Here is a 24,696-nt window from a genome sequence, read left to right on the forward strand (position 1 = left end):
CCTTTATTGTATCAGCATTCGGCAAAAAGTGCAGGTAAAATTAAGCATGTCATATTTATCCATAACATTCTAATTTACGATTGTTTTCATATAGAAAAAAGCAGCCTTCCATGTAAGACTGCTTTTAAGCTTTACTCTTCCGATATTCATCTACACTATCTGTTACACTTTGCAGTAAAGAATTTACATACTGCGGGTCAGATAATTTTTTATCTTCATCCTGATTGGACATAAACCCGAGCTCTAATAGTACGCCAGGAACTTTCGCCCAATTAAATCCAGAAAGGTCATCCCTAAATTTAATCCCATTTACTTTCACCTGATTGTTTTCTCTCATTTTATTTACTATCTTTTGCGAGATTTGAAGACTTTCTGCATAAATCTCTTTCGTATAGGGACTTCCTTCTGCTGGCGTCAATACAGCAAACCCACTTTGATTTGGATTTTCAGAACCATCTGCATGAAGGCGTAAAAATAAATCTGCCTTATGATCGTTTGCGAATGTCGCACGTTCTTTATTGCTTATATCAACATCTTGTGACGTTCTCGTCATTACTACTTGTATCCCTTTTGCTTCAAGCTTTTCTTTTAATAAAAAAGACATTTCTAATACAAGTACAGCCTCTCTCTTTTTCGTCACAACACCCGTTGTACCATCTGTCACTTTATATTTTTGCGTCGTTGCCCCTGGTCCAATCGGTTCTAAATTTAAATTTGCTTTTTGTTGATGCCCTGGATCAATAACGACGAGAAACTTTCCTTGTTTTTCATTACTCTCTACTTTTTGTTCATTATTTTGCATAAGTTGCTCAGTTGGCTTCACCGGCGTATTTTCCTCTTTCTTTTCCTCGGCCGATACTTCCTCCCGCTTAGTTTCTACTTGTTCATTCGTTTGAATTGTTTGCGATTCTTCTTTTTTTTCTTGTTCTTCTTGCTGCTTTTCTACCGGTGCTTCTTTCTTATCATCTTTACTATTTTCTTGTGTATAAGATAATGTTTCTTTTTTCGACTGTTCTTGTGAACAACCTCCCATATATATTCCAATGAATGCAGTCATGATCATTATTTTTATATACTTCATGCTTCTCTCCCATCACTTTGCACCGGACTCAAAGTTTTTCTTATAATTGTTTTATAACCTCATCCATACTTCCAATATAAACAGGCTGCCACGTTTCTGTACCACGCTCTGCCGTATAGACTGGATAAGCGTCATCATCCACATTCACGAAAACTGGATCACCCATATCTGTTTCATATCCAATAACAATCCATTCTTCTTGCCATTTTCCACTTTCATTGCTTATTAATGAATTTTTATGTTTATCATATCGATAACCGATCTGCCCTTTTTCCAGTTCATCTTCACTAAATACATATATTTCATAAGTACCTAGCTCAACATCTTGCTGTTTTGAAGTTTCAATTCGTTTTAGAAGTTCTGCGATTTTTGGTTGTTGTTTCATACGTTTATCCCCTTCTATTTTTCTAAATTTTAACTAGATTGTTTATAAAATACAATATAGATTTTTTTAAAAAAGGTGACACCCTTATCATATTAACGATTTTTTGAGTATATCTATCACAACTCTCAATATATCAACGATTTTTTAAATATATCTATCACAACTCTCAATATATCAACGATTTTTTAAATATATCCATCACAACTCTCAATATATCAACGATTCAATACGAAATTTCGACTTACCGACAAAGAATGATAAAAAGAAAAGAGAGGCTGTCCAAAAGGACAACCTCTCTTTTCTTATATCAATTAAAATTTAAACTCTTGTCCAACTTCAAAGCTATCTTCTAATACAAGAATACCTTTTTCTTGCGGAGCGTCTGGAAGCTCTAATTCACGTGCAGAGCAGATCATTCCAGAAGAAGGAACACCGCGAAGCTCAGCTGGCTTAATTAACATACCACTTGGCATAACAGCACCGATTTTTGCAACGACAACTTTTTGTCCTGCATCAACGTTTGGTGCACCACATACGATTTGTAATGTTTCTGTACCAATTTCTACTGTACAAATGTTTAATTTATCAGCATTTGGGTGCTTTTCTTTTTCAGCTACATAACCTACAACAAATTTCGGAGAAAGATCTGCTTCTACTTTTTCTTCAAAGCCGTTCTTCGCTAAAATTTCGTTGATTGTTTCTACAAGCTCTTTCGTTAATGTCAGGTTACCTGTTTCTTTTACTTCTAAGTAAGAAGATGCATTAAAGATGTTGAATCCTGCTGTTACATTGCTTTCACGATCGTATACGCGTGCAACATCTCCTTTACGATCAAAAGTACGGTTCTCTAAAGTAATATCTTGTAAGGCAACAATTAAAGTGTCACCAATTCCTTCAAGGTTATAAAAAACGTTCACTTCGTTCATCCTTTCTCTTTTCCATCTGTCTTCTTCCGATTCTTCGCTAAAATAAAGATTGGTTCAAAGTCCCCATCTTCATAAACGAATGAAAGTGATGTAATCGGAACATGCCCTTCGGCAAAAAATTTCATTGTCATTTGTGCAATAATATCATAACCGATTTCGTTGACGATATCAGCAATAATTAATACGTCTTGGTGAGGAACAGCAACAACCATGTCACCAGAGATCTTTTCACGCATCAATTGTAGTAACGTTTCGTTTAAAATACGACTCGCATCATACCCATCATTTGTGTTTAAAAAGTAGAATGTATTATCCGCTACTGTGTCCTGCTTAAATTCATAACCTAATGAGCGAGCATTAAATAATGCCATTTCGCGCACTTGCTGCTCTGTAAGCTCTAATTTTTGTAATAAGCGCTCATCAATTAGGCGATACGTTTTATTAGAATCTAGCGCGTAATAAATACGTGTTTCCGCCGTATGATCCGTCATAATAAACGGATTTCCTTCTTCTGATTGTTTTGGGAAAGAAGTAGAGCGAATAACAGGTAAAATTTTCGCCGTGCTATTTTCTTCTCTATGCATTGCAATTAACGCTTCTTGTACATAATAAGCAACCTCTTCAATCGCCTTTTCTTTGTTCACTTCCCATTTCGCTACTACTCCTGGAAGTGATACGTTAATACCTTTTTTCGAGTTTGTTTGTTCAATACGAAGAACTTCTTTCTCGCTATCATAATGAAAATCCCATTCTGGTCGAGATAATTTCTTCATTAACTCGTCTTTCATCTTTTTACTTGTCATTTTCATCTCTTTTTCCTCCCTTCCAAAAAAATAACCTCCCCCGCGAAGGTAGAGGTTGTTTTTACAATTCAATTGGCTAATTGTTTTATTTTAAACCTTCAATAAACTCTTCGATTTGCTCTTGTGTTTTACGATCTTTGTTTACATAGCGTCCAGTTTCTTCACCTTTATTGTACGCTACAAAGCTCGGAATGCCAAATACGTCTAATTTTACGCATAGATCAATAAACTCATCACGATCTACATAGTAAAATGAGAAATCACTATACTTCTCTTCTACTTCTGGCATAAATGGATCAACGAAACGGCAATCTGGGCACCATTCTGCTGAGAACATGAAGACTACATTCTCTTCATTTTTTAATTCTTGGAATTGTTCCATGCTTTCTAATGATTTCATCTATATTTCCTCCTCTAATGCGTGCACTTTTTTCACACTATAATCTTTTCTTTATACTACCATACATCGTACACGGTGCAAGGTTTATGCTTGCTTTTTATCATACTTATATTGCCCAACGAGTAACTTAACAACGTGTACAAATAATTCCGTTCGATCGACATAATCGTCTGTAAAAATACCGATAGCACCTTCGTGACTACGAATATCTTTCCGCTCTACAAACTCTTCCATCACTTCACTTAACTCTTTACCATCTTCAAGAGGCGTTAAAAAATCGTCTGGTAACTTAATACGTGCTCCTCCGGCAACGAATATCTTATCGTCACTCGTTGCGAGTGCGCCCCAGTTACACATAAATAAACCGTGATCCGTTTTCATCACGCCGCCTTCTAACCCAATACCAATTTGAGCTTCTCCTTCTTGCAATGCTCGCTTCGCTCTATTAATTGCTCCTTGCATCGTCTCTTCATCTGAAAATGGCTGTGCCGATACTCCCGATGGGACAGAAAGAGATGTAATTTCAGCATCTTTCCATACCTTCTCCACAGCCCCAACCTTCGTTTTATTCTTCGATCCAACTACTACCTTCATTTCGTTCACCTCTATAAGAATTCATTATTCTGTTCTAATATCCACTTCAGCACAAATGAAGTGCCAACCACTACCACACACCACCAAGGAATCCCTTCTACCTATAGTAGAAGGTGACTTCCCACAATATTTTTGGTCCCGAACACAAAAACATTCTTCCGCGGTCTTCATGCATTATTCGAGCACTAATTAAGCACTGACCGCTACTACACATCGCTGGGTCATCTCTCCTACCTAAAAAAAGAAAGAGCTCTGCAGCCCTTCCTCTTTACGCGTTATTCTTAATTGTTTCTAACGTCGTTTTGTCCGTTGTTCTTACAAGCTTTGTAATAAGTTCTTTTGCTGCTGCATAATCATCAACATGTAAAATAGAAGCATGCGTATGAATGTAGCGAGCACAAACACCAATTACTGCTGATGGGATACCTGAGTTACTTGTATGTACACGGCCCGCATCTGTCCCACCTTGTGAAATAAAGTATTGGTACGGAATATTATGTGTTTCTGCTGTATCTAAAATGAATTCGCGCATTCCTCGATGAGTTACCATCGTACGATCGTAAATACGAAGAAGAGCACCTTTTCCTAATTGACCGAACTGCGTTTTATCACCAGAAGCATCGTTTGCTGGACTTGCATCAAGCGCATAGAAAATGTCTGGTTGAATCATATTAGCAGCTGTTTGTGCTCCGCGAAGACCTACTTCTTCTTGTACAGTAGCACCAGAGTATAATGTATTCGGTAATGTTTCATCTTTTAATTCTTTTAATAACTCGATTGCCAGGCCACATCCATAACGATTGTCCCAAGCTTTCGCCATAATTTTCTTCTCATTTGCCATCGGTGTGAACGGGCAGATTGGCACGATTTGTTGTCCTGGTTTTACACCAATTTCAATCGCATCTTCATAACTATCTGCACCTATATCGATTAGCATATTTTTTATATCCATCGTTTTTGCACGTTGCGCATCACTTAATAAATGAGGAGGGATAGAACCAACAACCCCTATAACAGGACCATTCTTCGTCATCACTTGTACGCGCTGCGCTAATAGCACTTGGCTCCACCAGCCGCCTAACGTTTGAAAACGAAGCATTCCGTTTTTCGTAATTTGCGTAACCATGAAACCTACTTCATCCATATGACCTGCTACAAGAACACGTGGGCCAGTTTCGTCCCCTTTTTTCAGACCAAATACGCTACCTAAACCGTCTTGCACAATTTCATCAGCATATTTGCTTAATTCTTGCTTCATAAAACGGCGTACATCATGTTCAAAACCTGACGCACCTTGTAATTCTGTTAACGCACGAAATAATTGTAATGTCTCTTTATTCACGAAGTCCCCTTCTTTCAAACCTTAGTAGAATACCTTTTTTATTGTAACGAAATTTTCGAAATGTTTCTAGTTTCTTCTTTTTTAGCTGCATTTGCTTTATAATTATTATCGGTACACTATTTTTATTTTATAGAATTGAGGTGAATATATGAGCTGGAAAGGTTTAGTAGCAGGTCTTGGCGTTGGATTTGCAGCTGGTTATTTCGTTGCAAACAAAGTACAAGAACAATCCCATATTTCTTCAGAAAAAGCATTGAAAATGGTGAAACAAGCATTAAATCATAAAGGTGAAATTACTGGCTCTTGGGTACATATGGTTCCAGAGACATTTGAAAAATATGATGTTGCGTATGAAGTTTATCGCGGCGGTCTTACAACAATGTTAGATGATATACAAGAACGATTTGAATTTTTAGTTGATGCTAAAACAGGTACTGTTTTAGAGGTAATAGCAGCATAAAAAGAGGTTTCCCATTAGGTGAACCTCTTTTTTTTGAAAAATTGCGGATAGTGATTAAAATTATATCAGCGATTTTCGGAATATATCGGCGCAACTCGATTTATATCAGCGATTTCCCAATTATATCGGCGCAATTCAAATTATATCAGCGTTTGTTTAAATATATCGACTTACCGACAAAACCCGACAATAAAAAAGAGGCTGCTCCAATAAATATGATGGAACAACCTCCTTTTTTTAAGCTTCTATACTCGTTTTTCTCTCAATTTTTTCTACAATATGTCCTTCCTCATTCCACTTCACTGCACGATAATATGCGTCATGATAAAATGAAAACCACGCATCGTTTTCAGCACCATATTTCATCCACTTTTGCTTATTTTCAATCGATGTCATCGGATAATCATCATAAGCCATGACCCATAATACATTTTGATGTGCGTGTGTCGGCAATAGGTCTGCTAAATGCAGCATCGTTTCTCCTTTGCTTTCTAAAGCAATGACTGCATGTCCATCACTATGTCCGCCTGTATGCGCCATCTTTATTTCATCCGTAATTTCGATTTCTTGTTGAAACGCAACAACTTGCTCTACAATCGGCTCCCAATTTTCCTTCCAATACGTATTACGGGATCTAATATTTGGGTTCCTCATTTCATTCCATTCTGTCTCACTTACATAAACTTTCGCATTCGGAAACGCCGGTACAAGGTGATCCCCTTCCCATTTCGTTAAACCAGATGCATGATCAAAATGAAGGTGCGTCATTAAGACGTAGTGAATATCTTCAGGCTTTAATCCCAGTTTTTCTAAAGATTCATAAACCGATGACTCTTCCGTTACTCCTTGATTTCTCTTCATTTTCTCATTCAATTTACCGTTTCCTATTCCAGAATCAATAAGCATATTTCCATCTTTCGTTTGCAAAAGTAACGGATCTGTTCGTAAATATATATGATTTGTATCGTTATGTTTATATTTTCGTGACCAAAGTACTTTCGGCACAACGCCAAACATTGCCCCGCCATCTAAATGTGTGTTCCCACCTTTTAACCACATCACTTTTATATCTCCAATTCGTAATTCTTCCATCACACATCCCCCTTTTACATTAATTTTAACATAAAATTCTGATTATTTTAGTTATAAAAAAACCTATGCATTACTGCATAGGCTCTGTGCGATACTTCGCTTCAACTCGATAAATACGATGACCTTTACTAGAGAACTTCTCTTCGTACTCAGTCATAATATTACCTTCAAAATCACTGTTATGAAGATCTAGGCTTAAGTAAGTTAGTAACATACCATACTCAGCCATACTCATTAGAGAGTATTCAAATAACCCTTGGTTATCTGTTTTGAAATGAATTTCTCCGCCCTCTACTAACACTTCTTCATAATTGCGTAAAAACGTTTTATACGTTAAACGACGCTTCGTGTGACGATTCTTCGGCCATGGATCTGAGAAGTTTAAATAAACACGATCAATTTCACCTTTTGCAAAGAAAACTGTTAAATCTTCAGCATCTTTATTTATTAACTTTAAGTTCGGTAATTCTTCTTCAATTAATTTATCAAGTGCATCTACAACAACACTCGTAAATTTTTCAATTCCAATATAATTAATATGTGGATTTGCTTTTGCCATATCGTACATAAAGCGGCCACGACCTGTACCTACTTCAATGTGAATGGGTTGTTCATTTCCAAATACTTCTTTCCAATTACCCGCGCGCTCTTCTGGGTTTCCAATTACGATATGTGAATACTCATTAATTCGATCTAATGCATATGGTTTATGTCTTAAACGCATAGATGTCTCCCTCTCTTTACAAAGCTATTTTAAAGGAATGATTCCTTTTTTCTGTTTTAATCAATCTACCAAACAAAAAACCAAGTACGTACGAGCACTCGGTCCGTTTCTTTCAAGTATAAGATGTACCATTTTGATAAAAACTACATACAGCATTAAACATTCCATGACGACGTAGCTTTTTCTCTTACATTCCGAGAAGAGAAAAACAATCGAAAGGATGATCCGTTCATGCCAATTAGTCAACAACATCAATTAGAAGTGCTGAAAGATATTTTAGTCAATCACCAAAGCGATTGCTGCGGGACAGTTTCTGAATGCGAGCAATTAGAGCGCCTCATTCAATCGTTACTCGCAAACGATAATATAAGTAATGACGCTAAAACAATGCTAAACGATGTATATTCTTATAGTCAATCGGGTAAATCTTCCTCTAATTTGGACAACCATATTTCCAATAATCAAGAACAACTTACTCAGTGGATTGCTGGAATGGACAATTTTTCTTAAGTATTATTCTGAAGCAAGTAGTTGCTGTAAATATTGATGCCAATATTCAGCTTCTGCTTGCTGTTTTTTTGTTGTGTGCCATTGAATAGATAAAATCGTTTGTGCTATTACATACCATCTCATACGCCTAAGCAATGATTCATCCATTTCAATATCATAATACCCGAGCCACTCACTCCATTCATGACGCGGAATGTACCAGTATAATAACATACCTAGATCTAGAGCTGGGTCAGCAATGACAGCTCCATCCCAATCAATTAAAAACAACTCATCTTCGTCCGACAATATCCAGTTGTTATGGTTTACATCACAATGGCATACAACGAATTCATTGTATTCAATACTTTTTAATGAATCCGTTAAATATTGAAGGCCTTGCTGAATTGTTTCATCTACCCTTATATCTCCCCTTAAAACAAGTTGCAATTGTTGTAATAACTCTTGGGCGTGAAGCGGCTGCTTCCCAAGTCTTTGAATCATCTGCACAAGCGCTTTAGAGGAGTGTATTTTCTTCAAAAGTTTCGCAACACGTTCTAGTTTCATATCCTCTGGCTCTAGCTTCTGTCCCGGAAGCCATTTTTGAGCAGAAATCACATCACCGTTCGTTACCCTTCTTGTCCAAAGTAATTTTGGAACAATTCCTTCTGCTGACAATACCGCTAAAAAGGGCGATGTATTCCGCTTTAAAAATAACTTCTGTTGTCCGTTTTGCGCAATATATGCATCGCCCGTTACTCCACCAGCCGGTACAAGACTCCACTCTTTTCCTAATAATTGTTCCAACCATTCCATATTCATTACCCGTTAACAAATCCTTATCTTTTATAGTTATGAAAAGAAAAACCGCAACATTTCTACACATGTTGTGGATTCATATATATTTTACTGTAAATGAAAAGAAAACTTGGCATAAGCCAAAAACTCTCTATTTTATTTTACAAAACCACTCATAGAATGACAACTTATCAAAATCGTCACCTTTGTCAATTCTACATTTATTACATTCTCATCGTCAAGTAGCGATTTGTCACATTATCGTCAATATATACGTGCTAATGGGAGCCAATTGAAGTTCCTTTCCTCTAAATGAAGAAATTGGCTCTATTTTCGCTTGCTTTTCGTTTACTAACACATGCCACGTTCCTTCTTTTGGAAGCTGCACCGTTTTAGCTTCCAAACCGCTATTAAATAAAACGACAATTTCTTTCCACGGCCCAAACAATTCTACATGCTCTAGGTGGTATGCAAGTACTTCTGTAGATGTTTGCAAAAAAGTCATATGCTTTTTTATAAGATCTGCGTTTTGTAATCGGAATGCCCCGTGCTCTTTGCGAATCGCAATTAACCCTTTTATATAGTTAACTGTCTCCATCTCTTTCTCTTTTTGATCCCAGTCTAATCGATTTATTTCATCATTTGCATTATAACTATTTTCATTTCCATTCTTCGTACGATAAAACTCTTGTCCTGCGTGTAAGAAAGGAATTCCTTGCGAAAGAATAACTATTGCGCTTGCTAGAAGGTGCCGTTTTTTCAAAATCTCTTCCGGTTCTTCATTACTGCGCACTAGTTTATCCCACATCGTCATGTTGTCATGACATTCTACATAGTTAATACTTTGTACCGGTTCTAGAAATAATCCTGTTTCTTTCACACTTAAAAGACTACCTGATGCTATATACTGTAAATGCCGACAGTCTACATGCCCACCAAACGCAAAACCACGTTTATTTACATTAAATGTGCTACCTTTTATTCCATCACGAAATTGATCATTAAACTGCGCGATATGTGGCATTTTTCTTGCATTATTTAACGTTGCTTTTTCCTCAAGAGGAAGCGGTGTTTGTAAATCCCATCCTTCTCCTAATAACAATGCGTCTCGCTTTATGTTTCGCACTTCTTTTTCTATTATGTTCATTGTATCAACATCTAAAATCCCCATTAAGTCGAATCGGAATCCATCAACATTGTATTCCGTCAGCCAATATAAAATAGACTCTATAATGAATTTCCTCATCATTTTCCGTTCAGACGCTATATCATTTCCAACTCCCGTCCCATTAGAAGGCATACCATCTTCGCCATGGCGAAAATAATAACCTGGAACAAGCTTTTCAAATGATGATAGTTCTCTTTCATAAACGTGATTATATACAACATCTATAACTACTCGGATACCGTTCTCATGAAATGTTTCAATCAATTGCTTACACTCTACTATCCTGTTATACGGATCAGCAAGGTTTGTAGCATAAAACCCCGTTGGCGTATTGTAATATAATGGATTGTAACCCCAATTATATGCGCCGGAAGGATTTGCCTCATCTACACCACCGAAACAAGATAACGGTAATAATTCAACATGTGTAACACCTAAATCTTTTATATGAGACAATCCTGTTAACGTCCCATTCCGTCCCGTCGTTCCCTCTTCCATCAACCCTCTATATGTTCCTTTTTTATTCACTCCACTATTTGGGTGAATAGTCGCATCACGAATATGCAGTTCATACAATATAGCATCTGTCATTGACTGTAATGGTGGTAATTCCTCTCGTCTCGTTACATTCGTCTTTTCCAAATCGATAACAACACCGTATTTCCCATTTGCAGTCGTTGACTTTGTGTATGGATCCACCGCTTCATTCCATATTAAATTAATACAGACGAGGAAGGTATATCGAGCCCCATCATGATCCCCTTGTAATGCATGAACCCAAACACCATTTTCTTCTCTATGCATGTCATAATCGGTATATTCTTTATCACTTTTATAAAATCTTACTTTTGCAAGCCTCGCAGTTGGAGCCCACACTTTAAATGTTGTTGCTTCTTTTTTGTATACAGCACCTAAATCTGTGCCTTCGTAATAATACTTCTCATCGAAAATTGCCGTTCGAATAACAGCGCCTATTTGTAAATCCGTTTCTTCGTTCCGTTCATCTCGTACTGTATAATACTTCCCCACATCTAGTGACTCTTCTATAAAGCACTCATACTTTGTTGCATCTGGAAGCGCAATAGTATGAGCAATCGGTAAATCTTTCACATTATTTCCTTCTTGCAAACGAAATGTCCGACTTGTTCCATACGCATGTGGGAGCAAAATTGTAATTTTATTCATTTCATCTAAATAGGCATCAAATGGACGTTTTACTTTCAACATAAAAAAATCACCATCATTCTCAAAATTAAAATAAAGTGAATCTTTAATCAATTCAGGGTATCCCCTGCTAATTATTAGCCCCCACCAATCGGGCCTTTGTGTGAGTATACGAGCTGCAAATAATAAAGCTTTTCTTATTAGCAAGACTCTATACAGTAACTCCATTATTCTCTATAGTATATTCACCTGTATAAAAAACGTTTTCATACATTCTATTTTTGTAGTTTTATTTCAGCAATCGATTTATATTTCGGTGTTTCCTTCACGTGAGATTCGTATAAAGTAATTGTATCCGCTTGAAATGATATTTCAGGCACTTTTTTTATATTTTCCAAATGAAACTTTCTTTCTCCCATCCATTTACGAGCAACAGTAATATGTGGATGATACGGACGTGTTTCTAAAGAAAACCCATTCCCTTCACAAATCGCATGCACTTGCTTTTGTAACTGAAACAACTCATGATTCTCACTTACCTTCGCCCAAAAAATACGTGGCCTGTCTTCCATGCCAAATGTTGAAAATCCTTGTAATGTGAAAGGTAGTTCCTTTTTTTCTATAAGTGTTTGTAATCCATTCTTTATTCCTTCTAATTGTTCCTCTGTCGCACTTCCTAAAAAGGAAAGGGTAATATGATAGTCTTCCTTATGTACCCACGAGCGAAATGGTAATTCCTCCTCCATATCCTCTTTATAATTAGAGAGCACTTCTTTTATATAATTTGGTAAAGTAATTGCGACAAAATAATGCGGCTCCATTTATATCATCTCCTTCTTTTTATTGTTGCTTTTCTTTCTTATCTCATTCAGTTAAAAAGAAGCCGCCCTCCAAAGTAGAGGGCGGTCATTATTCATATATCCTTTATTTCGCTAATTCATGAATTGCTTGCGCGTAAATTGCTGTTGCTTTTAATAAGTCTTCAATTTCAATGTACTCATCTTTTTGATGCGCAAGTTCTTCTTTTCCAGGGAATAGCGGGCCAAATGCAACGCCAGCTTTCAATGAACGGGCGTAAGTACCACCACCGATTGCTAATAGCTCTGCTTTTTCTCCTGTTTGTTCTTCATACACGCGCTGCAGCGTACGAATTAATACGTGGTCTTTATCGACGTGATGCGGACGAGAGTTAGAATAATCCGCTACTTCAAATCCATGAATACTAACGTATTCTTTTAACTTCGCAATCATTTCTTCAAAGTTAGTCGTAACTGGGTAACGTACGTTTAACCCTAAGTTGCCACCGTTTTCTTTCGTATAAGAAAGGCGACCGACATTCACTGTTAACGGACCGCTAACTTCGTCTTTATAAGCAATAGTAGCTTTTTCACCAAAAATATCACCAGTAAATGTTTCTGCTGCAAATGTCGCAAATGCATTTGCTTTTCCATCAAGTGAAACTGTAGTTAAGAAGTTTGCTAATAGTAAACCTGCATTTTCTCCTTTTTCTGGAGTAGATCCGTGTGCTGAAATTCCTTCTATTTGCAACGTCACTGTATTTCCTTCTATAGTTGAGTTCCCTATTTTTTTAGCCGTTTTTAAATACTCTTCATATGCTACTGTAAGTGCATTTACATCTTCACCTGTAATAACCGCTTTTGCAAAATCAGGAACCATGTTTAAACGGCGGCCTGACTCAAATGAAACGAGTTCATATACACCTTTTTTCTCTTCACTACCATTTTGCACAACTTGTATATCAGAAATTCCTTTTTCTGCATTAATAATTGGAAAGTCCGCGTCTGGCGCAAAACCGATTGTTGGCATTTCTTCGTTTTTAAAGTAGTGATCTACACATTTCCAGTTACTTTCTTCATCTGTTCCTAAAATCATACGAACGCGTTTTGAAAGAGGCAACCCTAATTCTTTCACAATTTTCATCGCATAATAAGCTGCCATCGTTGGGCCTTTATCATCAATTGCACCACGTGCAAAAATCTTTCCTTCGCGAATATCTGCACTATATGCAGGAGTCGTCCAGCCATCTCCTTCTGGTACAACATCAACATGACAAAGAATACCTACTAGTTCTTCTCCTTTTCCCATTTCAAGATGACCTGCATAACCTTCTAAATTTTTAGAAGAAAAACCTTCTAATTCTCCTTTATGTAACATGAAAGATAAAGCTTTTTCTACACCTTCACCGAACGGTGCGCCCTCTTTCGCCGACTCTTCTTCCCACACACTTTTAATTTGCAAAAATTGTTGTGTATCACGAATTAAATCATCTTTTCGTTTTGCAACTTCTTCTGTCCAATTAATCGCTGACATCACGCATCCATCCTTCGCTATATTATCTCTTTCATCATAGCAAACCGAAATCCCTTATGCCATACACGAAAGTCCAATACCGAACAATTGTAATAATTCAGATATTTCCCATTAGTTTTTCTTTTATTTTTTCAAAAAATTTTGCAGGAATTTGGCGTTTTACGTAGAATTTTATGTGTTAGTTGACTGATCATATATACAATGTCAACTACCAATATTTTTCTATATGAAATTTTGTTAAACTTTTGTAAAATTTAAGTAGATTAAAGCATGAATTTTATCATGTAGAGTACAATGGTAGTAACGACCTTCTTTCCTGAATGGGGTCAAAAAAACTAGTAGAGGAGTGGTTTTCTCTTGAAACCTACAACTACTCGTATGCTAACACGCATTAAATCAATTTATATGTACATCAATGAAAACGGAACGGTAACGACGAAAGACCTTGTAGATGAGTTCGGGATCACACCGCGAACGATACAACGTGATCTAAATGTGTTGCAGTTTAATGAACTCGTGTATAGCCCTTGCCGCGGTAAGTGGACAACAACAGGAAAGAAAGTGAGAATGACCTCATAACGAAAAAATAATTGTATGTAAATAAATACATACCCCTTTCTAACTCATTAGAAAGGGGTCTTTTCTGCGCCTAAAAACAGGACTACTTCTCAGTATCTACTTGATATGTTTTTAACATTTCTACTTCTTCATCTGTTAGCTCTCGGTATTCTCCAAGTTCTAGTTCTTCATCTAATACTAACGGACCCATCTCTGTTCTCTTTAGGTAAACAACCTTTTTCCCTACTGCTTCAAACATGCGCTTCACTTGATGGAATTTTCCTTCTGTAATCACAAGCTCAATTTCAGAAACATCATCGCTTTTTAATATTGTAAGTGCACCTGGTTTCGTTTCATAACCATCGTCTAAAATAACACCTTTAGCAAACTCTTTTACATCCTCTTCCGTTACAACTCCTGCAACGTGTGCATAGTATTTTTTCGGCACATGCTTTTTCGGAGATAATAATTGATGTGATAACTTCCCGTCATTTGTTATCAATAAGAAACCTTCCGTATCGATATCAAGTCGTCCAACTGGGAACGGATCAAAGATTGCATCTTCTAGTTCTAATAAATCTATTACTGTTTCGTGATTATCATCTTCTGTAGCTGAAATTACACCTTGTGGTTTATGCAGCATTAAATAAACAAACTCTTTATATTCTACAACTTCACCGTGAATCATAACTTCTTGCTCTTCTACATTTACATGAACCTTTGCATCTTTCACCGGCGTTCCATCAATCTTCACAACGCCGTCTTTCAATAATTTCTTTACTTCTTTTCTACTTCCGTATCCCATATTCGCTAATAATTTATCTAATCTCACGTTTTTCACCTTCTTTATTTATCATAGAAAAGGGGACGTATTTACGCCCCTTTTGATTTCAACTTTATTTTGAATCTACTGCCAAGTTTACGCTGAATTTTCTCTAACGCTTCTCCGCCAAATACTCTTTCAAGTACTCCTGTGCGAATTGCTAACAGACCGTAAACAAGACCACCAACACCTGCACAAATCGCAACTGTAATTAAAGCACCAATACGGCCATCTGGCGAAATCATGAAGGATAGAATCCACTGTGATAGTTTTACCGCCACGACCATTACAAGTGTTAATACTGCAATTTGGAATGTTCTCTTATATACAACACCAAATGAATAGTGTGCATGTTTTTGGATTTGTCTATTCGTATACCATACGGAAGCTAAAAAACCGACTGCAGTAGCTAAAATCGCTCCTACTGTACCGAAATATCGAATAAAGATTACGTTACATACAAATTTCAAAATAACACCCATAACAAGTGCGACAATCGCATGTTTTTGTTGATTAATCCCTTGCAGAATCGCGGCTGTTACCGTAAATAAAGCAAATAACAATGCAACTGGTGCATACCACATTAACACTTGTCCACCTAATGGATCTGAATCGTAAAACGCAGTGTAAATTGGATAAGCCAGTGTTGAAATACCGACAACTGCTGGCAATGTTAAAAACATATTCGCCTGGAATGTTTGTGTAATTTGTAATTTTAAATAGCGATATTGTTTTTCCGTAAATGATTTTGTAATCGCTGGTACAAGCGTTAAACTAAACGCTGTTGCAAGCGATACTGGAATCATAATTAATTTATGCGTCCACATTGTGAAAATACCGAGCGCTCGCTCTGCGATATCACCTTGACCAATTGCCTGCATAATAGAGTTAAATGTCAATGTATCAATTTGTTGATATAAAGGAATTGTTAACCCAATTACAACGTAAGGAATTGCATACGCAAATAACTCTTTAAACAATTGAACGGTACTTACTGTCGATTCTGGTACAGTTTGTTCAATTAAATATTGATCCAAATATTTTTTACGTTTTAACCAGTACCAAATTAATACGCCGAGTGCTCCAACTGCTGAAACGAATGCAGCGAATGTCGCAACTCCGACTGCTGTTGCTACTGTACCGCCAAGTATTTTAATAACGATGAAACTACCCGCTAGTAAAAAGACGATACGAATAATTTGTTCAATAATTTGTGACACCGTAGTCGGTCCCATCGATTGGTGACCTTGGAAATAACCACGAATCAAACTTGCTGCCGGTACAACAATAAGTGCGAAACTTACGAGGCGAATAATCGTCGTAACTTCTTCTACCTTATTTTGTAAACTTTGTTTACCAAGCATTGCTTCTGCAAATAATGGTGCGGTCATGTACAGTACTAAGAAGGAAAGAACTCCTGTTACTATCATCATAACCATTCCCGAGCGGAACATTCTTCGGCTCGTTTTATAATCTCCAAGTGCATTATATTTGGAAACAAACTTTGAAACAGCAAGCGGCACCCCTGCCGTTGCAATACTTAAAAATATCGTATATGGAATATATCCATATGTATAGAGCGTTCCGCCTTCTGTGCCTACTAATGCATGAAACGGAAAGACGTAAATCATGCCTAAGAACTTTACTAAAAATGTCCCTAACGTCACAATAAGCGTTCCGCGCAGAAATTTTGAATCGGACATACGAAAATCCTCCTACTTCCTATATAACGCTGAACTCTAACTTTTGTATTGTACCACAATTCTCCCCTCAAGCAGTACTTCACTCTATTTTTCTTTTAAGGGAAAACATGCTATTCTTTTAGGCAGGAAATGTAGAAAATGAGGTCGATATATTATGCATTATGATGTTATTGTAATCGGTGGCGGGCCTTCTGGGCTAATGGCTGCAATCGGTGCTGCAGAAGAAGGCGCAAATGTCTTACTTCTTGATAAAGGAAATAAACTAGGGCGCAAACTTGCGATTTCTGGTGGTGGTCGTTGTAACGTAACGAACCGTCTACCACTTGATGAAATCGTTAAACATATACCAGGAAACGGCCGCTTCTTATACAGCGCTTTTTCTATTTTTAATAATGAAGATATTATTACATTCTTCGAAAATCTCGGGGTAAAATTGAAAGAAGAAGATCATGGCCGTATGTTCCCTGTATCAAACAAAGCGCAATCGGTAGTAGACGCACTTTTAACACGATTAAAAGATTTAGGTGTAAAAATCCGTACGAATACACCTGTTGAAACGATTGAATATGAAAATGGTCAAACGAAAGCAGTTGTATTACAAACAGGCGAAGTGTTAGAAACGAATCACGTCGTTATCGCTGTTGGCGGAAAATCTGTTCCTCAAACTGGTTCTACTGGAGACGGATACGCTTGGGCTGAAAAAGGTGGTCATACAATTACAGAATTATTTCCAACAGAAGTACCAATCCTTTCAAACGAGCCGTTTATACGTGATCGCTCATTACAAGGTCTTGCTTTACGTGATATAAACTTAAGCGTATTAAACCCGAAAGGAAAAGCTATCATTTCTCACAAAATGGACATGCTCTTCACTCATTTCGGCCTATCTGGTCCTGCTGCTCTTCGCTGTAGTCAATTCGTCGTGAAAGCACTGAAAAAGTTTAAAACGAATACAATACAAATGAGTATTGATGCATTACCAGAAGAAAATAGTGAACAACTATTCCAGCGCATGCTGAAACAAATGAAAGAAGATCCGAAAAAAGGAATTAAAAACGTGTTAAAAGGATACGTTCCCGAGCGTTACTTCCTATTCTTATTAGAAAAAAATGAAATTGACGGTAGCGAACAAGCTGGACAAGTTTCTCATGAAAAGATTCGTGCACTTGTGAAAGACTTTAAAGAATTTACTGTGAATGTAAATGGTACGCAGTCAATTGAAAAAGCATTCGTTACTGGCGGAGGCGTATCTGTTAAAGAAATTAATCCGAAAGAAATGTCTTCTAAATTCACGAATGGCTTATATTTCTGCGGAGAAGTTCTTGATATTCACGGTTATACGGGCGGTTATAACATTACATCTGCTCTCGTTACTGGTAGAATTGCTGGAACTACAGCTGGAGAAAATGCGAAAATGCAATATTAAAAAAGAAACAGGATTCCTGTTTCTTTTTTATAGGTACACGAAATTATATCAGCGATTCCACGACTTATATCAGCGATGTTTCAAAAATATCAGCGATTCTGCAACTTATATCGGCGATTTCTCAAATATATCGACTTACCGACAATAAGCGACAAATATACACTCCTCCTAACTTCCCATTACTTATTTGTTGCTTTATATACCTTAGTACCTTTATATTTTATATTGTTGAATATTTAAAAAAGGGTAAGGGGAAAACATATGAGAAAAAAAGTCATGGTGTCTTTAATGCTAATGACGTTTCTTTCTGCCGTAGAAGGAACGATTGTTAGTACAGCAATCCCTCGTATAACGAGTGATTTGTCAGGCGTCGAACTTGTTAGCTGGGTTTACGCAATTTATATGCTTGCCACAGCGGTTTCGACTCCAATATACGGAAAATTGGCTGATTTATTCGGTCGTAAAAAAGTTCTGCTTATCGGAGCTACAATCTTTTTAATCGGCTCTGCACTTTGCGGTGTCGTTACATCGATGGAACAATTAATCTTCTTCCGTGCTCTTCAAGGTATAGGCGCTGGCGCTGTTATGCCAATCACAATGACGATTATTGGAGACTTATATAGCGAAGCGAAAGACCGCGCGAAAGCACAGGGCTGGATGAGTGCCGTTTGGGGTGTATCTGGTGTTGTCGGGCCGTTAGTAGGTGGTTTTTTAGTTGATTCTCTTTCTTGGCGTTATATTTTCTTCTTAAACGTTCCTTTCGGAATTATCGCTTGCTTAATGTTTGCCACTTCTTATAAGGAATCTGTTAAGTCTGCCGCCAAGCAGCATATCGACTATCTTGGTGCGACAGTCTTCTCATTAAGTACAATTGCTTTACTATACGCATTATTAACAGGTAGCAGTAAGCAAAACTGGGGAGACATTACAATCATCGGTCTATTAATCTTTGCGGCTGTGTCATTCATTATTTTCTTATACATCGAGAAAAAATCTCCGGAACCATTAATTCCGCTAGCACTTTTCTCTAACCGTACATTATCTACGATAAACATATTAACTCTTATTGCCGGTGCGATGATTATTAGTATTACAATGTACCTTCCAATTTGGAGCCAAGGTGTATTAGGAAAAAATGCGACAGATGCTGGACTCATTTTAATGCCAATTCCTGTTATGTGGACGTTCGGTGCTATGTTCTCCGGTAACTTAGTTGGCAAATTACAAACGAAACAAATTATTTTACTTGGAGCTAGCATTTTATCAGTTGCTACCTTCTTATTATTTACATTGTCAACAAATTCACCATCGTTCCTTATTTATGTTGCAGTCGGATTATTCGGCTTAGGCATGGGGCTTGTGACACCTATTTACATGGTAACAATTCAAGCAGCCGTACCAGCTCATACACGCGGAACAGCCGTTGGTTTAAACACATTTATTAATACATTTAGTCAAACGTTAGGTGCTGCAATATTCGGTACAATCTTCAATACGATGATTCACGCACGTGGTATTAAAAACCTTGATCTTGTATCTGGCGGACACGGCGGAACTACAGCAAACGTAGCAACTGAATCACAATCTGCATTAGCAGCAAGTGTACACGTTATTTATATGAGTACTTTCGTATTAGCAGTATTTACATTAATTATTGCTTGGCTCTTATTAAAACCAGCTACACAAACAAGTGAGCAATAATAAAGAGGATGACCCAAATGGTCATCCTCTTTTATTCTTCATTCTCCACAATATGTTTAAGCACGGACAATTTATTATCCCAAAATCGTTCATAATATGAGAGCCACTGCTTTAATTCTTCTAACGGCTCCGGCTGCAAACAATATATCTTCTCTCTTCCACTCTTTCTTCCACTTACTAAATTCGCTTCTGAAAGAATATAAAGATGCTTCACAACAGCCGTACGACTCATCGGAAAATGATCCGTTATTTTTGAAATTGGTAACTCTTTATCACTTAATAACCGTAACACTTCTCGGCGGGTCGGATCAGCAATTGCTTGAAATACATCATATTTCGCTGCTGACGAAGACATTTATCCTTCAACAACCTTTTTCAGTTTTTCATTTACAATCGCTACCCAGCCGCCATTCATTCTATCACGAATAATAGAGCTCTTCGCATTCGCTTTCGGCAGAATTTCATCAGGATGTTTCCAACCGCCGTGAATTAATGTAAATTCTGTTTTATTCTCTCCTAAGTCTCTCAAATGGAATGAAACAACCCAGCCATCTGTGTCCCATGAGAAAGATAAATGGTTTGGTTCATCAATTTCTAACACTTTACATGGTGACGGTCCAAATGGTGATTGAACATGAAACTCATGTCCTACCTCTAATTCAAAATCATTCGGCATAAACCATGATGCAATTCCTTCTGCAGTTGACACTACATTCCATACTTTTTGAATAGACGCGTTAAAAACGATTGTTTGTTTAATATCGTTTAATGTATTTTGTTGAGTCATTTTTTTAGCTCCTTTATCCGGCATTAAAACATAACACCTTTTAGTTGTATTTGAATGATATAACACCTTTTAGTTTCATGTCAACACTAATTCTTTTTACCGTTGAGAAATTCTCAACATTTTTTCAACAGGACAAACACCCTCTCAGCATTCCCTCATAATATACTCACAAAGGCAATAAAAAATAAAAACTTCTCTCAACATGAAACTCCATCATTCATATTGAAAGAAGTGCCTTACTTATATCATGCGTACATCGTCTCTCCTCCTTCCCTCAAGAGGCAATACGCAAGATATAAAAAATCAGAAGGAATATGCCCACCATTTGAGTAGGTAGTTATTTCTCTTCTCCTCAACATTTCCTTAGGAGCGAAATGACTACCGACTCACTTTTTTCAAACAAAATAAAAAGGGTAACTAACTGTTACGATTTATTTAACCAATTATAACCAAAGTTAATTAAATATATCAGTAAGCCCTGCTAGTCAAGTGATTGGCTAGTAGGGAGGGTTAACTGCGGGCAATCCCTAAAGCTGATTGAACTACAACGTGGCTAGAAATGGCGAGCGTGAATGTTGCGAAAGCAGAAAAAATCAATCAGATGATGCAAGGTTAAATCCTAAACATTAGAACAATGGGTCTTCCGCCTCGAATCATCTAAGTCAAAATGGATAAGATGAACGTTCAACGACTATCTCGTATAACTGACGAGAGTACACCACAAGCCTATGGTGGTGGAAAAATCCTCTATCTCTAAAGAGATAAACATATAGTCTGCGCTCATGTGAAAACATGAGAAGTTCATAAGAGAACTGGCTAAGGAATTGCGCCCTTAGTTGAACGAGATACATTTAATTAAATCTATCAAACCTCATTGAATCTATCGAACGTATGTGCTATGTTAAATTCAATGAGGTAAGGATAATAATGAAATTTTTACGAGTTAGTCAAGTATCAGAATTAACAGGTTTGCATCCGAGTGCTCTCAGGAGAATGCTAGTGGAACACGCTACTATTCAGAAGAACAAATCTTTCATTAAAGGAGTTAAATTCTGATGATATTGGCGAAGAAAGTCAGACTAATTCCAACGCCTGAACAAGAAAAAGTGCTTAGAAACCATGCTGGTGCTGCAAGATTTGCTTATAACTATTGTAAAAGAATGAGTGATAGATACTATAAGCTATTTGGAAAATCTGTTTCACAGTTAGCTTTACAGAAACGATTTACAAAGATCAAGAAGCGAAAGAGATATGAGTGGTTAGAAGACATCAATGCACAAGTTCCCAAACAGGCTTCAAAAGATTTTGATAAGGCGAGAAAAAATTCGTTCAAAAAGTACAAAAATGGTTATCACACTTCTTATAAATCCAAAAAAGATTTAATCCAAGGATTTTATGCCAATTATGAAAGACTGGTTATAGGAAAGAAAGTAGTTCATATTCAGTCTATTGGAGAAGTGAAAACAAGCCAACAACTACCAAGAAATAAAAAACCATCAAATCCAAGAGTTACCTTTGATGGTCGTCACTGGTGGATGAGTGTAGGGTTCCAAGAAGACTTTGAATCACAAGAACTAACCGATGAGTCGATTGGTGTGGATGTTGGTTTAAAAGAGCTTTTTGTAGCTTCTAATGGTATGAAAGAACGAAATATAAACAAAGATGCTAAGGTTAAAAAACTTTTGAAAAGGAAAAAGTCAGCACAAAGAGATATGTCTAGGAGATTTAAAAAAGGTGTAAAAATTCAATCTGTCGGATATGAAAAAGCTAAAGCTGAGCACCTGCGGTTATCTAGGAAAATTACGAATATCCGAAATAACCATATCCATCAAGCAACAGCTACATTGGTGAAAACCAAACCAATGAGGATTGTTGTGGAAGACTTATCTATCTCAAACCTGTTAAAAAACAAAAAACTATCAAAAGCATTTTCATTTCAAAAATTAAACTTCTTCTTTCAATGTTTATCATACAAGTGTGAGAAGTACGGCACTGAGTATGTAAAAGCTGATAAATGGTTCGCCTCAAGTAAGATTTGCTCATGTTGCGGCGTTAAATACGACCATTCAGTCCAACCAGAAGGACAGTGGAGTTTAAAAATACGTGAGTGGCGTTGTGTTAGGTGCAATAGCCATCATGATAGGGATGTAAATGCTGCGATAAATTTATCAAGATGGGTAAAATAAATGCTTGATAATAGGAGGTAACGATACTGCCTCGTGTGGAGTGTTATACCCCTCGTCCCTTCGGGGTTGCGAGAACACGATGAAGCACTAACTTGTGTAAATTTGATTGAATTATATAGATTTAGTTAAGTTTATCGTATCGGGATGAAAGCTATGTTCTATTGCATTAACTGTTCTGACATTCACCATGAAAAACATCCGAATGATAAAGTATTCAAAAACGGTTTTTATATTGATCCATTTTTAGGTGATCGTTATCACCTCGGTATGTGTAAAGATGCCCAAGATCATGAAACAGAGGCAAACCTTTTAGCGACAAAAAAATTAGGCGCACCCCAATCTATTATGAACGTATTACCAACCCATGTTGTCCCAACATAAAGTGAAACTTTAATCAGTGGGGGGTTTTATTCATCCCCCACTGATTATTAGTTGAACCAATCGGGCTTTTACGGGCAATTGCCTCCCACCTAACTTCCTCGTATGCGCTAAATTTTGAGGTGGGAGTCTTACTGCCCGTTAATGCGGGATAAAGCATAAAAAAGAGCTGGCTCACCCAGCTCTTTTTTATGCTTTATAAACAATCATTGCTGAAAAACAATAAATTTGGTTTTCATCATCGTTAATAGAAACACCAACTTGGTACTTAATATCTACAAAGTGACTATCATCAATCTTTTTCAAAAACACATTTACAGCGTCTTCTAAGTCTTTTTCGTGACTTTCATCAAACACTTTCACACGAATCATGTTCACACCATCCTAGATCGCAGCCCTCCGCCGCTTGATTATTGCCACGGTGCGTATCTATGATGCGATAAAACTTTCCATTTTCATATATATATCCGTCTTCTAACACATATTGTTTATCTTCAGTATAGACATAAAACTTACCTATCATAAATTTACTCGTATATAATTCCAAATAATTTGATCTAAATTTAGCTACAACTTTATTTGTAATATCAATTTTTATTGTGTGCCCCACCTTCTCTCCCTCCTTTGCAAAGAACGGATTTAGGTATATTGTATTAGCGATTTTACATTTTATGCTTAAAAATAAGTGGATATGCCCCTTCTTCACCCTGTACTATTTTTCTAAAAAAGTCACCTATATTTATTTCACATAAAACCATAAAAAAATACATAAAAAAAGACCTTTTACATATTGACTCAAATGTATTCAATATGGTATTATATAAAATTTGACATTTTTACGAACTTATGTTATCATTAAAAGTGGTTACCACATATGGAGGTGGATGATTTGTTTCAAATTGGTGATAAAATCGTTTATCCAATGCACGGTGCAGGAATTATCGAAGCAATTGAAGAGAAAGAAATATTAGGTACTTCACGTCAATATTGTGTGATACGCATCATTAGTAAAGATATGCAAGTAATGCTTCCGATGGAACAATTAAAAAAATCAGGTATTCGTTATATCGTTGATCGAGGTACGTTAGATGATATACTTCTTGAATTTCAAAACGGGGAGTCAGACCCATCACTCTCATGGAAACAAAGATATACAATGAATATGGAAAAAATGAAAAATGGCAATTTACAAGATAGCGCAGAAGTGGTTCGGGATTTACTTCGCCGTAATAAAGAGAGAACATTAAATGCGAGCGAAAAACAAATGCTAGATAATGCACGAAAAATGATGATCAGCGAAGTCGCGCTCGTACAAAATGTTACTGAACATCAAGCAACAGAATTTCTTCAAGATACAATTAATCACTAAATTTAAAA

The 24,696-nt window shown here is 36.8% G+C and carries 27 protein-coding genes; 8 read left to right on the forward strand and 19 right to left on the reverse strand.

Annotation, left to right across the window (positions count from 1 at the left end; genetic code table 11):
* Window positions 1-124 precede the first annotated feature (124 nt).
* The 7 genes from MHH42_RS23730 to MHH42_RS23760 form a co-directional block, all read right to left on the reverse strand.
* Window positions 125-1,081 (reverse strand): N-acetylmuramoyl-L-alanine amidase, encoded by a 957-nt coding sequence (locus MHH42_RS23730; RefSeq protein WP_340894287.1) that lies wholly within the window; start codon window positions 1,079-1,081, stop codon window positions 125-127.
* 40 nt (window positions 1,082-1,121) lie between these two features.
* The gene (locus MHH42_RS23735) at window positions 1,122-1,466 is read right to left on the reverse strand and encodes a hypothetical protein (RefSeq protein WP_000813346.1); all 345 of its coding nucleotides are present in this window, start codon (window positions 1,464-1,466) and stop codon (window positions 1,122-1,124) included.
* Window positions 1,467-1,777: 311 nt separating this feature from the next.
* Complete coding sequence (gene ytpR / locus MHH42_RS23740; protein ID WP_001006772.1) at window positions 1,778-2,392, reverse strand: YtpR family tRNA-binding protein; 615 nt, start codon at window positions 2,390-2,392, stop codon at window positions 1,778-1,780.
* A complete protein-coding gene (locus tag MHH42_RS23745; protein WP_097873128.1) occupies window positions 2,389-3,201 on the reverse strand; it encodes a DUF1444 domain-containing protein in 813 nt (270 codons plus the stop codon). The genes ytpR and MHH42_RS23745 overlap by 4 nt, the downstream gene beginning before the upstream one ends.
* A gap of 79 nt (window positions 3,202-3,280) precedes the next feature.
* Complete coding sequence (locus tag MHH42_RS23750) at window positions 3,281-3,595, reverse strand: thioredoxin family protein (protein WP_000838192.1); 315 nt, start codon at window positions 3,593-3,595, stop codon at window positions 3,281-3,283.
* A gap of 84 nt (window positions 3,596-3,679) precedes the next feature.
* The gene (locus MHH42_RS23755) at window positions 3,680-4,189 is read right to left on the reverse strand and encodes a DUF84 family protein (RefSeq protein WP_000869945.1); all 510 of its coding nucleotides are present in this window, start codon (window positions 4,187-4,189) and stop codon (window positions 3,680-3,682) included.
* A 268-nt stretch (window positions 4,190-4,457) separates the two neighbouring features.
* The gene (locus MHH42_RS23760; protein ID WP_070173844.1) at window positions 4,458-5,531 is read right to left on the reverse strand and encodes a M42 family metallopeptidase; all 1,074 of its coding nucleotides are present in this window, start codon (window positions 5,529-5,531) and stop codon (window positions 4,458-4,460) included.
* A 148-nt stretch (window positions 5,532-5,679) separates the two neighbouring features.
* Here MHH42_RS23760 and MHH42_RS23765 point away from each other — a divergent pair, with 148 nt between their 5' ends.
* Window positions 5,680-5,991, forward strand: coding sequence for a PepSY domain-containing protein (locus MHH42_RS23765; RefSeq protein ID WP_000118536.1), 312 nt, complete (start codon window positions 5,680-5,682; stop codon window positions 5,989-5,991).
* Between the two features lie 237 nt (window positions 5,992-6,228).
* Here MHH42_RS23765 and MHH42_RS23770 read toward each other — a convergent pair whose 3' ends face one another.
* Together MHH42_RS23770 and trmB are read right to left on the reverse strand one after the other, a co-directional pair.
* Complete coding sequence (locus MHH42_RS23770) at window positions 6,229-7,083, reverse strand: YtnP family quorum-quenching lactonase (RefSeq protein ID WP_340894293.1); 855 nt, start codon at window positions 7,081-7,083, stop codon at window positions 6,229-6,231.
* 70 nt (window positions 7,084-7,153) lie between these two features.
* Window positions 7,154-7,807: a tRNA (guanosine(46)-N7)-methyltransferase TrmB gene (gene trmB / locus MHH42_RS23775; protein WP_001239372.1), complete on the reverse strand. Its 654-nt coding sequence runs from the start codon at window positions 7,805-7,807 to the stop codon at window positions 7,154-7,156.
* Between the two features lie 231 nt (window positions 7,808-8,038).
* On the opposite strand from trmB, the gene MHH42_RS23780 reads away from it, so the two are divergent.
* The gene (locus tag MHH42_RS23780) at window positions 8,039-8,317 is read left to right on the forward strand and encodes a YtzH-like family protein (RefSeq protein WP_001122853.1); all 279 of its coding nucleotides are present in this window, start codon (window positions 8,039-8,041) and stop codon (window positions 8,315-8,317) included.
* Between the two features lie 3 nt (window positions 8,318-8,320).
* On the opposite strand, the gene MHH42_RS23785 is transcribed toward MHH42_RS23780, so the two are convergent.
* The 4 genes from MHH42_RS23785 to pepV all read right to left on the reverse strand — a co-directional run bounded on the left by MHH42_RS23785 (window position 8,321) and on the right by pepV (window position 13,757).
* Complete coding sequence (locus tag MHH42_RS23785) at window positions 8,321-9,118, reverse strand: phosphotransferase family protein (protein ID WP_002039786.1); 798 nt, start codon at window positions 9,116-9,118, stop codon at window positions 8,321-8,323.
* 229 nt (window positions 9,119-9,347) lie between these two features.
* Window positions 9,348-11,489, reverse strand: a complete 2,142-nt coding sequence (pulA, locus tag MHH42_RS23790; RefSeq protein WP_340894783.1) for a type I pullulanase — start codon at window positions 11,487-11,489, stop codon at window positions 9,348-9,350.
* Window positions 11,490-11,701: 212 nt separating this feature from the next.
* Window positions 11,702-12,247 (reverse strand): RNA 2',3'-cyclic phosphodiesterase, encoded by a 546-nt coding sequence (gene thpR, locus MHH42_RS23795; protein ID WP_000433245.1) that lies wholly within the window; start codon window positions 12,245-12,247, stop codon window positions 11,702-11,704.
* Window positions 12,248-12,350: 103 nt separating this feature from the next.
* Window positions 12,351-13,757 carry a dipeptidase PepV gene (gene pepV / locus MHH42_RS23800; RefSeq protein ID WP_001274244.1) on the reverse strand — a complete coding sequence of 469 codons (1,407 nt, stop codon included), beginning with the start codon at window positions 13,755-13,757 and terminating at the stop codon, window positions 12,351-12,353.
* 357 nt (window positions 13,758-14,114) lie between these two features.
* Between pepV and MHH42_RS23805 the strand changes: the two genes are divergently transcribed.
* Window positions 14,115-14,336, forward strand: coding sequence for a DeoR family transcriptional regulator (locus tag MHH42_RS23805; protein WP_000805512.1), 222 nt, complete (start codon window positions 14,115-14,117; stop codon window positions 14,334-14,336).
* An 82-nt stretch (window positions 14,337-14,418) separates the two neighbouring features.
* Here MHH42_RS23805 and MHH42_RS23810 read toward each other — a convergent pair whose 3' ends face one another.
* Window positions 14,419-15,147: a pseudouridine synthase gene (locus MHH42_RS23810; RefSeq protein WP_001234943.1), complete on the reverse strand. Its 729-nt coding sequence runs from the start codon at window positions 15,145-15,147 to the stop codon at window positions 14,419-14,421.
* A 41-nt stretch (window positions 15,148-15,188) separates the two neighbouring features.
* Window positions 15,189-16,841, reverse strand: a complete 1,653-nt coding sequence (locus tag MHH42_RS23815) for a putative polysaccharide biosynthesis protein (RefSeq protein ID WP_001284037.1) — start codon at window positions 16,839-16,841, stop codon at window positions 15,189-15,191.
* Window positions 16,842-16,995: 154 nt separating this feature from the next.
* Between MHH42_RS23815 and MHH42_RS23820 the strand changes: the two genes are divergently transcribed.
* Window positions 16,996-18,267 carry a BaiN/RdsA family NAD(P)/FAD-dependent oxidoreductase gene (locus MHH42_RS23820; protein WP_000558865.1) on the forward strand — a complete coding sequence of 424 codons (1,272 nt, stop codon included), beginning with the start codon at window positions 16,996-16,998 and terminating at the stop codon, window positions 18,265-18,267.
* A 261-nt stretch (window positions 18,268-18,528) separates the two neighbouring features.
* Entirely contained in the window at window positions 18,529-19,968 is a 1,440-nt protein-coding gene (locus tag MHH42_RS23825; protein WP_340894299.1) for an MDR family MFS transporter, read from the forward strand.
* A gap of 31 nt (window positions 19,969-19,999) precedes the next feature.
* Here the strand turns inward: MHH42_RS23825 and MHH42_RS23830 are convergent, their stop codons facing one another.
* Together MHH42_RS23830 and MHH42_RS23835 are read right to left on the reverse strand one after the other, a co-directional pair.
* A complete protein-coding gene (locus tag MHH42_RS23830; protein ID WP_097873135.1) occupies window positions 20,000-20,323 on the reverse strand; it encodes an ArsR/SmtB family transcription factor in 324 nt (107 codons plus the stop codon).
* Complete coding sequence (locus MHH42_RS23835; protein ID WP_033661377.1) at window positions 20,324-20,755, reverse strand: SRPBCC family protein; 432 nt, start codon at window positions 20,753-20,755, stop codon at window positions 20,324-20,326. It abuts the gene before it with no gap.
* A 1,055-nt stretch (window positions 20,756-21,810) separates the two neighbouring features.
* On the opposite strand from MHH42_RS23835, the gene MHH42_RS23840 reads away from it, so the two are divergent.
* Together MHH42_RS23840 and MHH42_RS23845 are read left to right on the forward strand one after the other, a co-directional pair.
* Entirely contained in the window at window positions 21,811-22,941 is a 1,131-nt protein-coding gene (locus MHH42_RS23840; RefSeq protein WP_097873177.1) for an RNA-guided endonuclease InsQ/TnpB family protein, read from the forward strand.
* A gap of 153 nt (window positions 22,942-23,094) precedes the next feature.
* Window positions 23,095-23,322 (forward strand): DUF3973 domain-containing protein, encoded by a 228-nt coding sequence (locus MHH42_RS23845; protein WP_000498975.1) that lies wholly within the window; start codon window positions 23,095-23,097, stop codon window positions 23,320-23,322.
* Between the two features lie 186 nt (window positions 23,323-23,508).
* On the opposite strand, the gene MHH42_RS23850 is transcribed toward MHH42_RS23845, so the two are convergent.
* Both MHH42_RS23850 and MHH42_RS23855 read right to left on the reverse strand, forming a co-directional pair.
* Window positions 23,509-23,691 (reverse strand): sporulation protein Cse60, encoded by a 183-nt coding sequence (locus tag MHH42_RS23850; protein WP_000621749.1) that lies wholly within the window; start codon window positions 23,689-23,691, stop codon window positions 23,509-23,511.
* Window positions 23,669-23,929 carry a DUF2553 family protein gene (locus MHH42_RS23855; protein WP_000510186.1) on the reverse strand — a complete coding sequence of 87 codons (261 nt, stop codon included), beginning with the start codon at window positions 23,927-23,929 and terminating at the stop codon, window positions 23,669-23,671. The genes MHH42_RS23850 and MHH42_RS23855 overlap by 23 nt, the downstream gene beginning before the upstream one ends.
* A gap of 264 nt (window positions 23,930-24,193) precedes the next feature.
* On the opposite strand from MHH42_RS23855, the gene MHH42_RS23860 reads away from it, so the two are divergent.
* Window positions 24,194-24,688 (forward strand): CarD family transcriptional regulator, encoded by a 495-nt coding sequence (locus MHH42_RS23860; RefSeq protein ID WP_000451446.1) that lies wholly within the window; start codon window positions 24,194-24,196, stop codon window positions 24,686-24,688.
* Window positions 24,689-24,696: the final 8 nt, after the last annotated feature.

Origin of the sequence: Bacillus sp. FSL L8-0099 (assembly GCF_038006385.1) — a bacterium.
GTDB classification, from domain to species: domain Bacteria; phylum Bacillota; class Bacilli; order Bacillales; family Bacillaceae_G; genus Bacillus_A; species Bacillus_A toyonensis.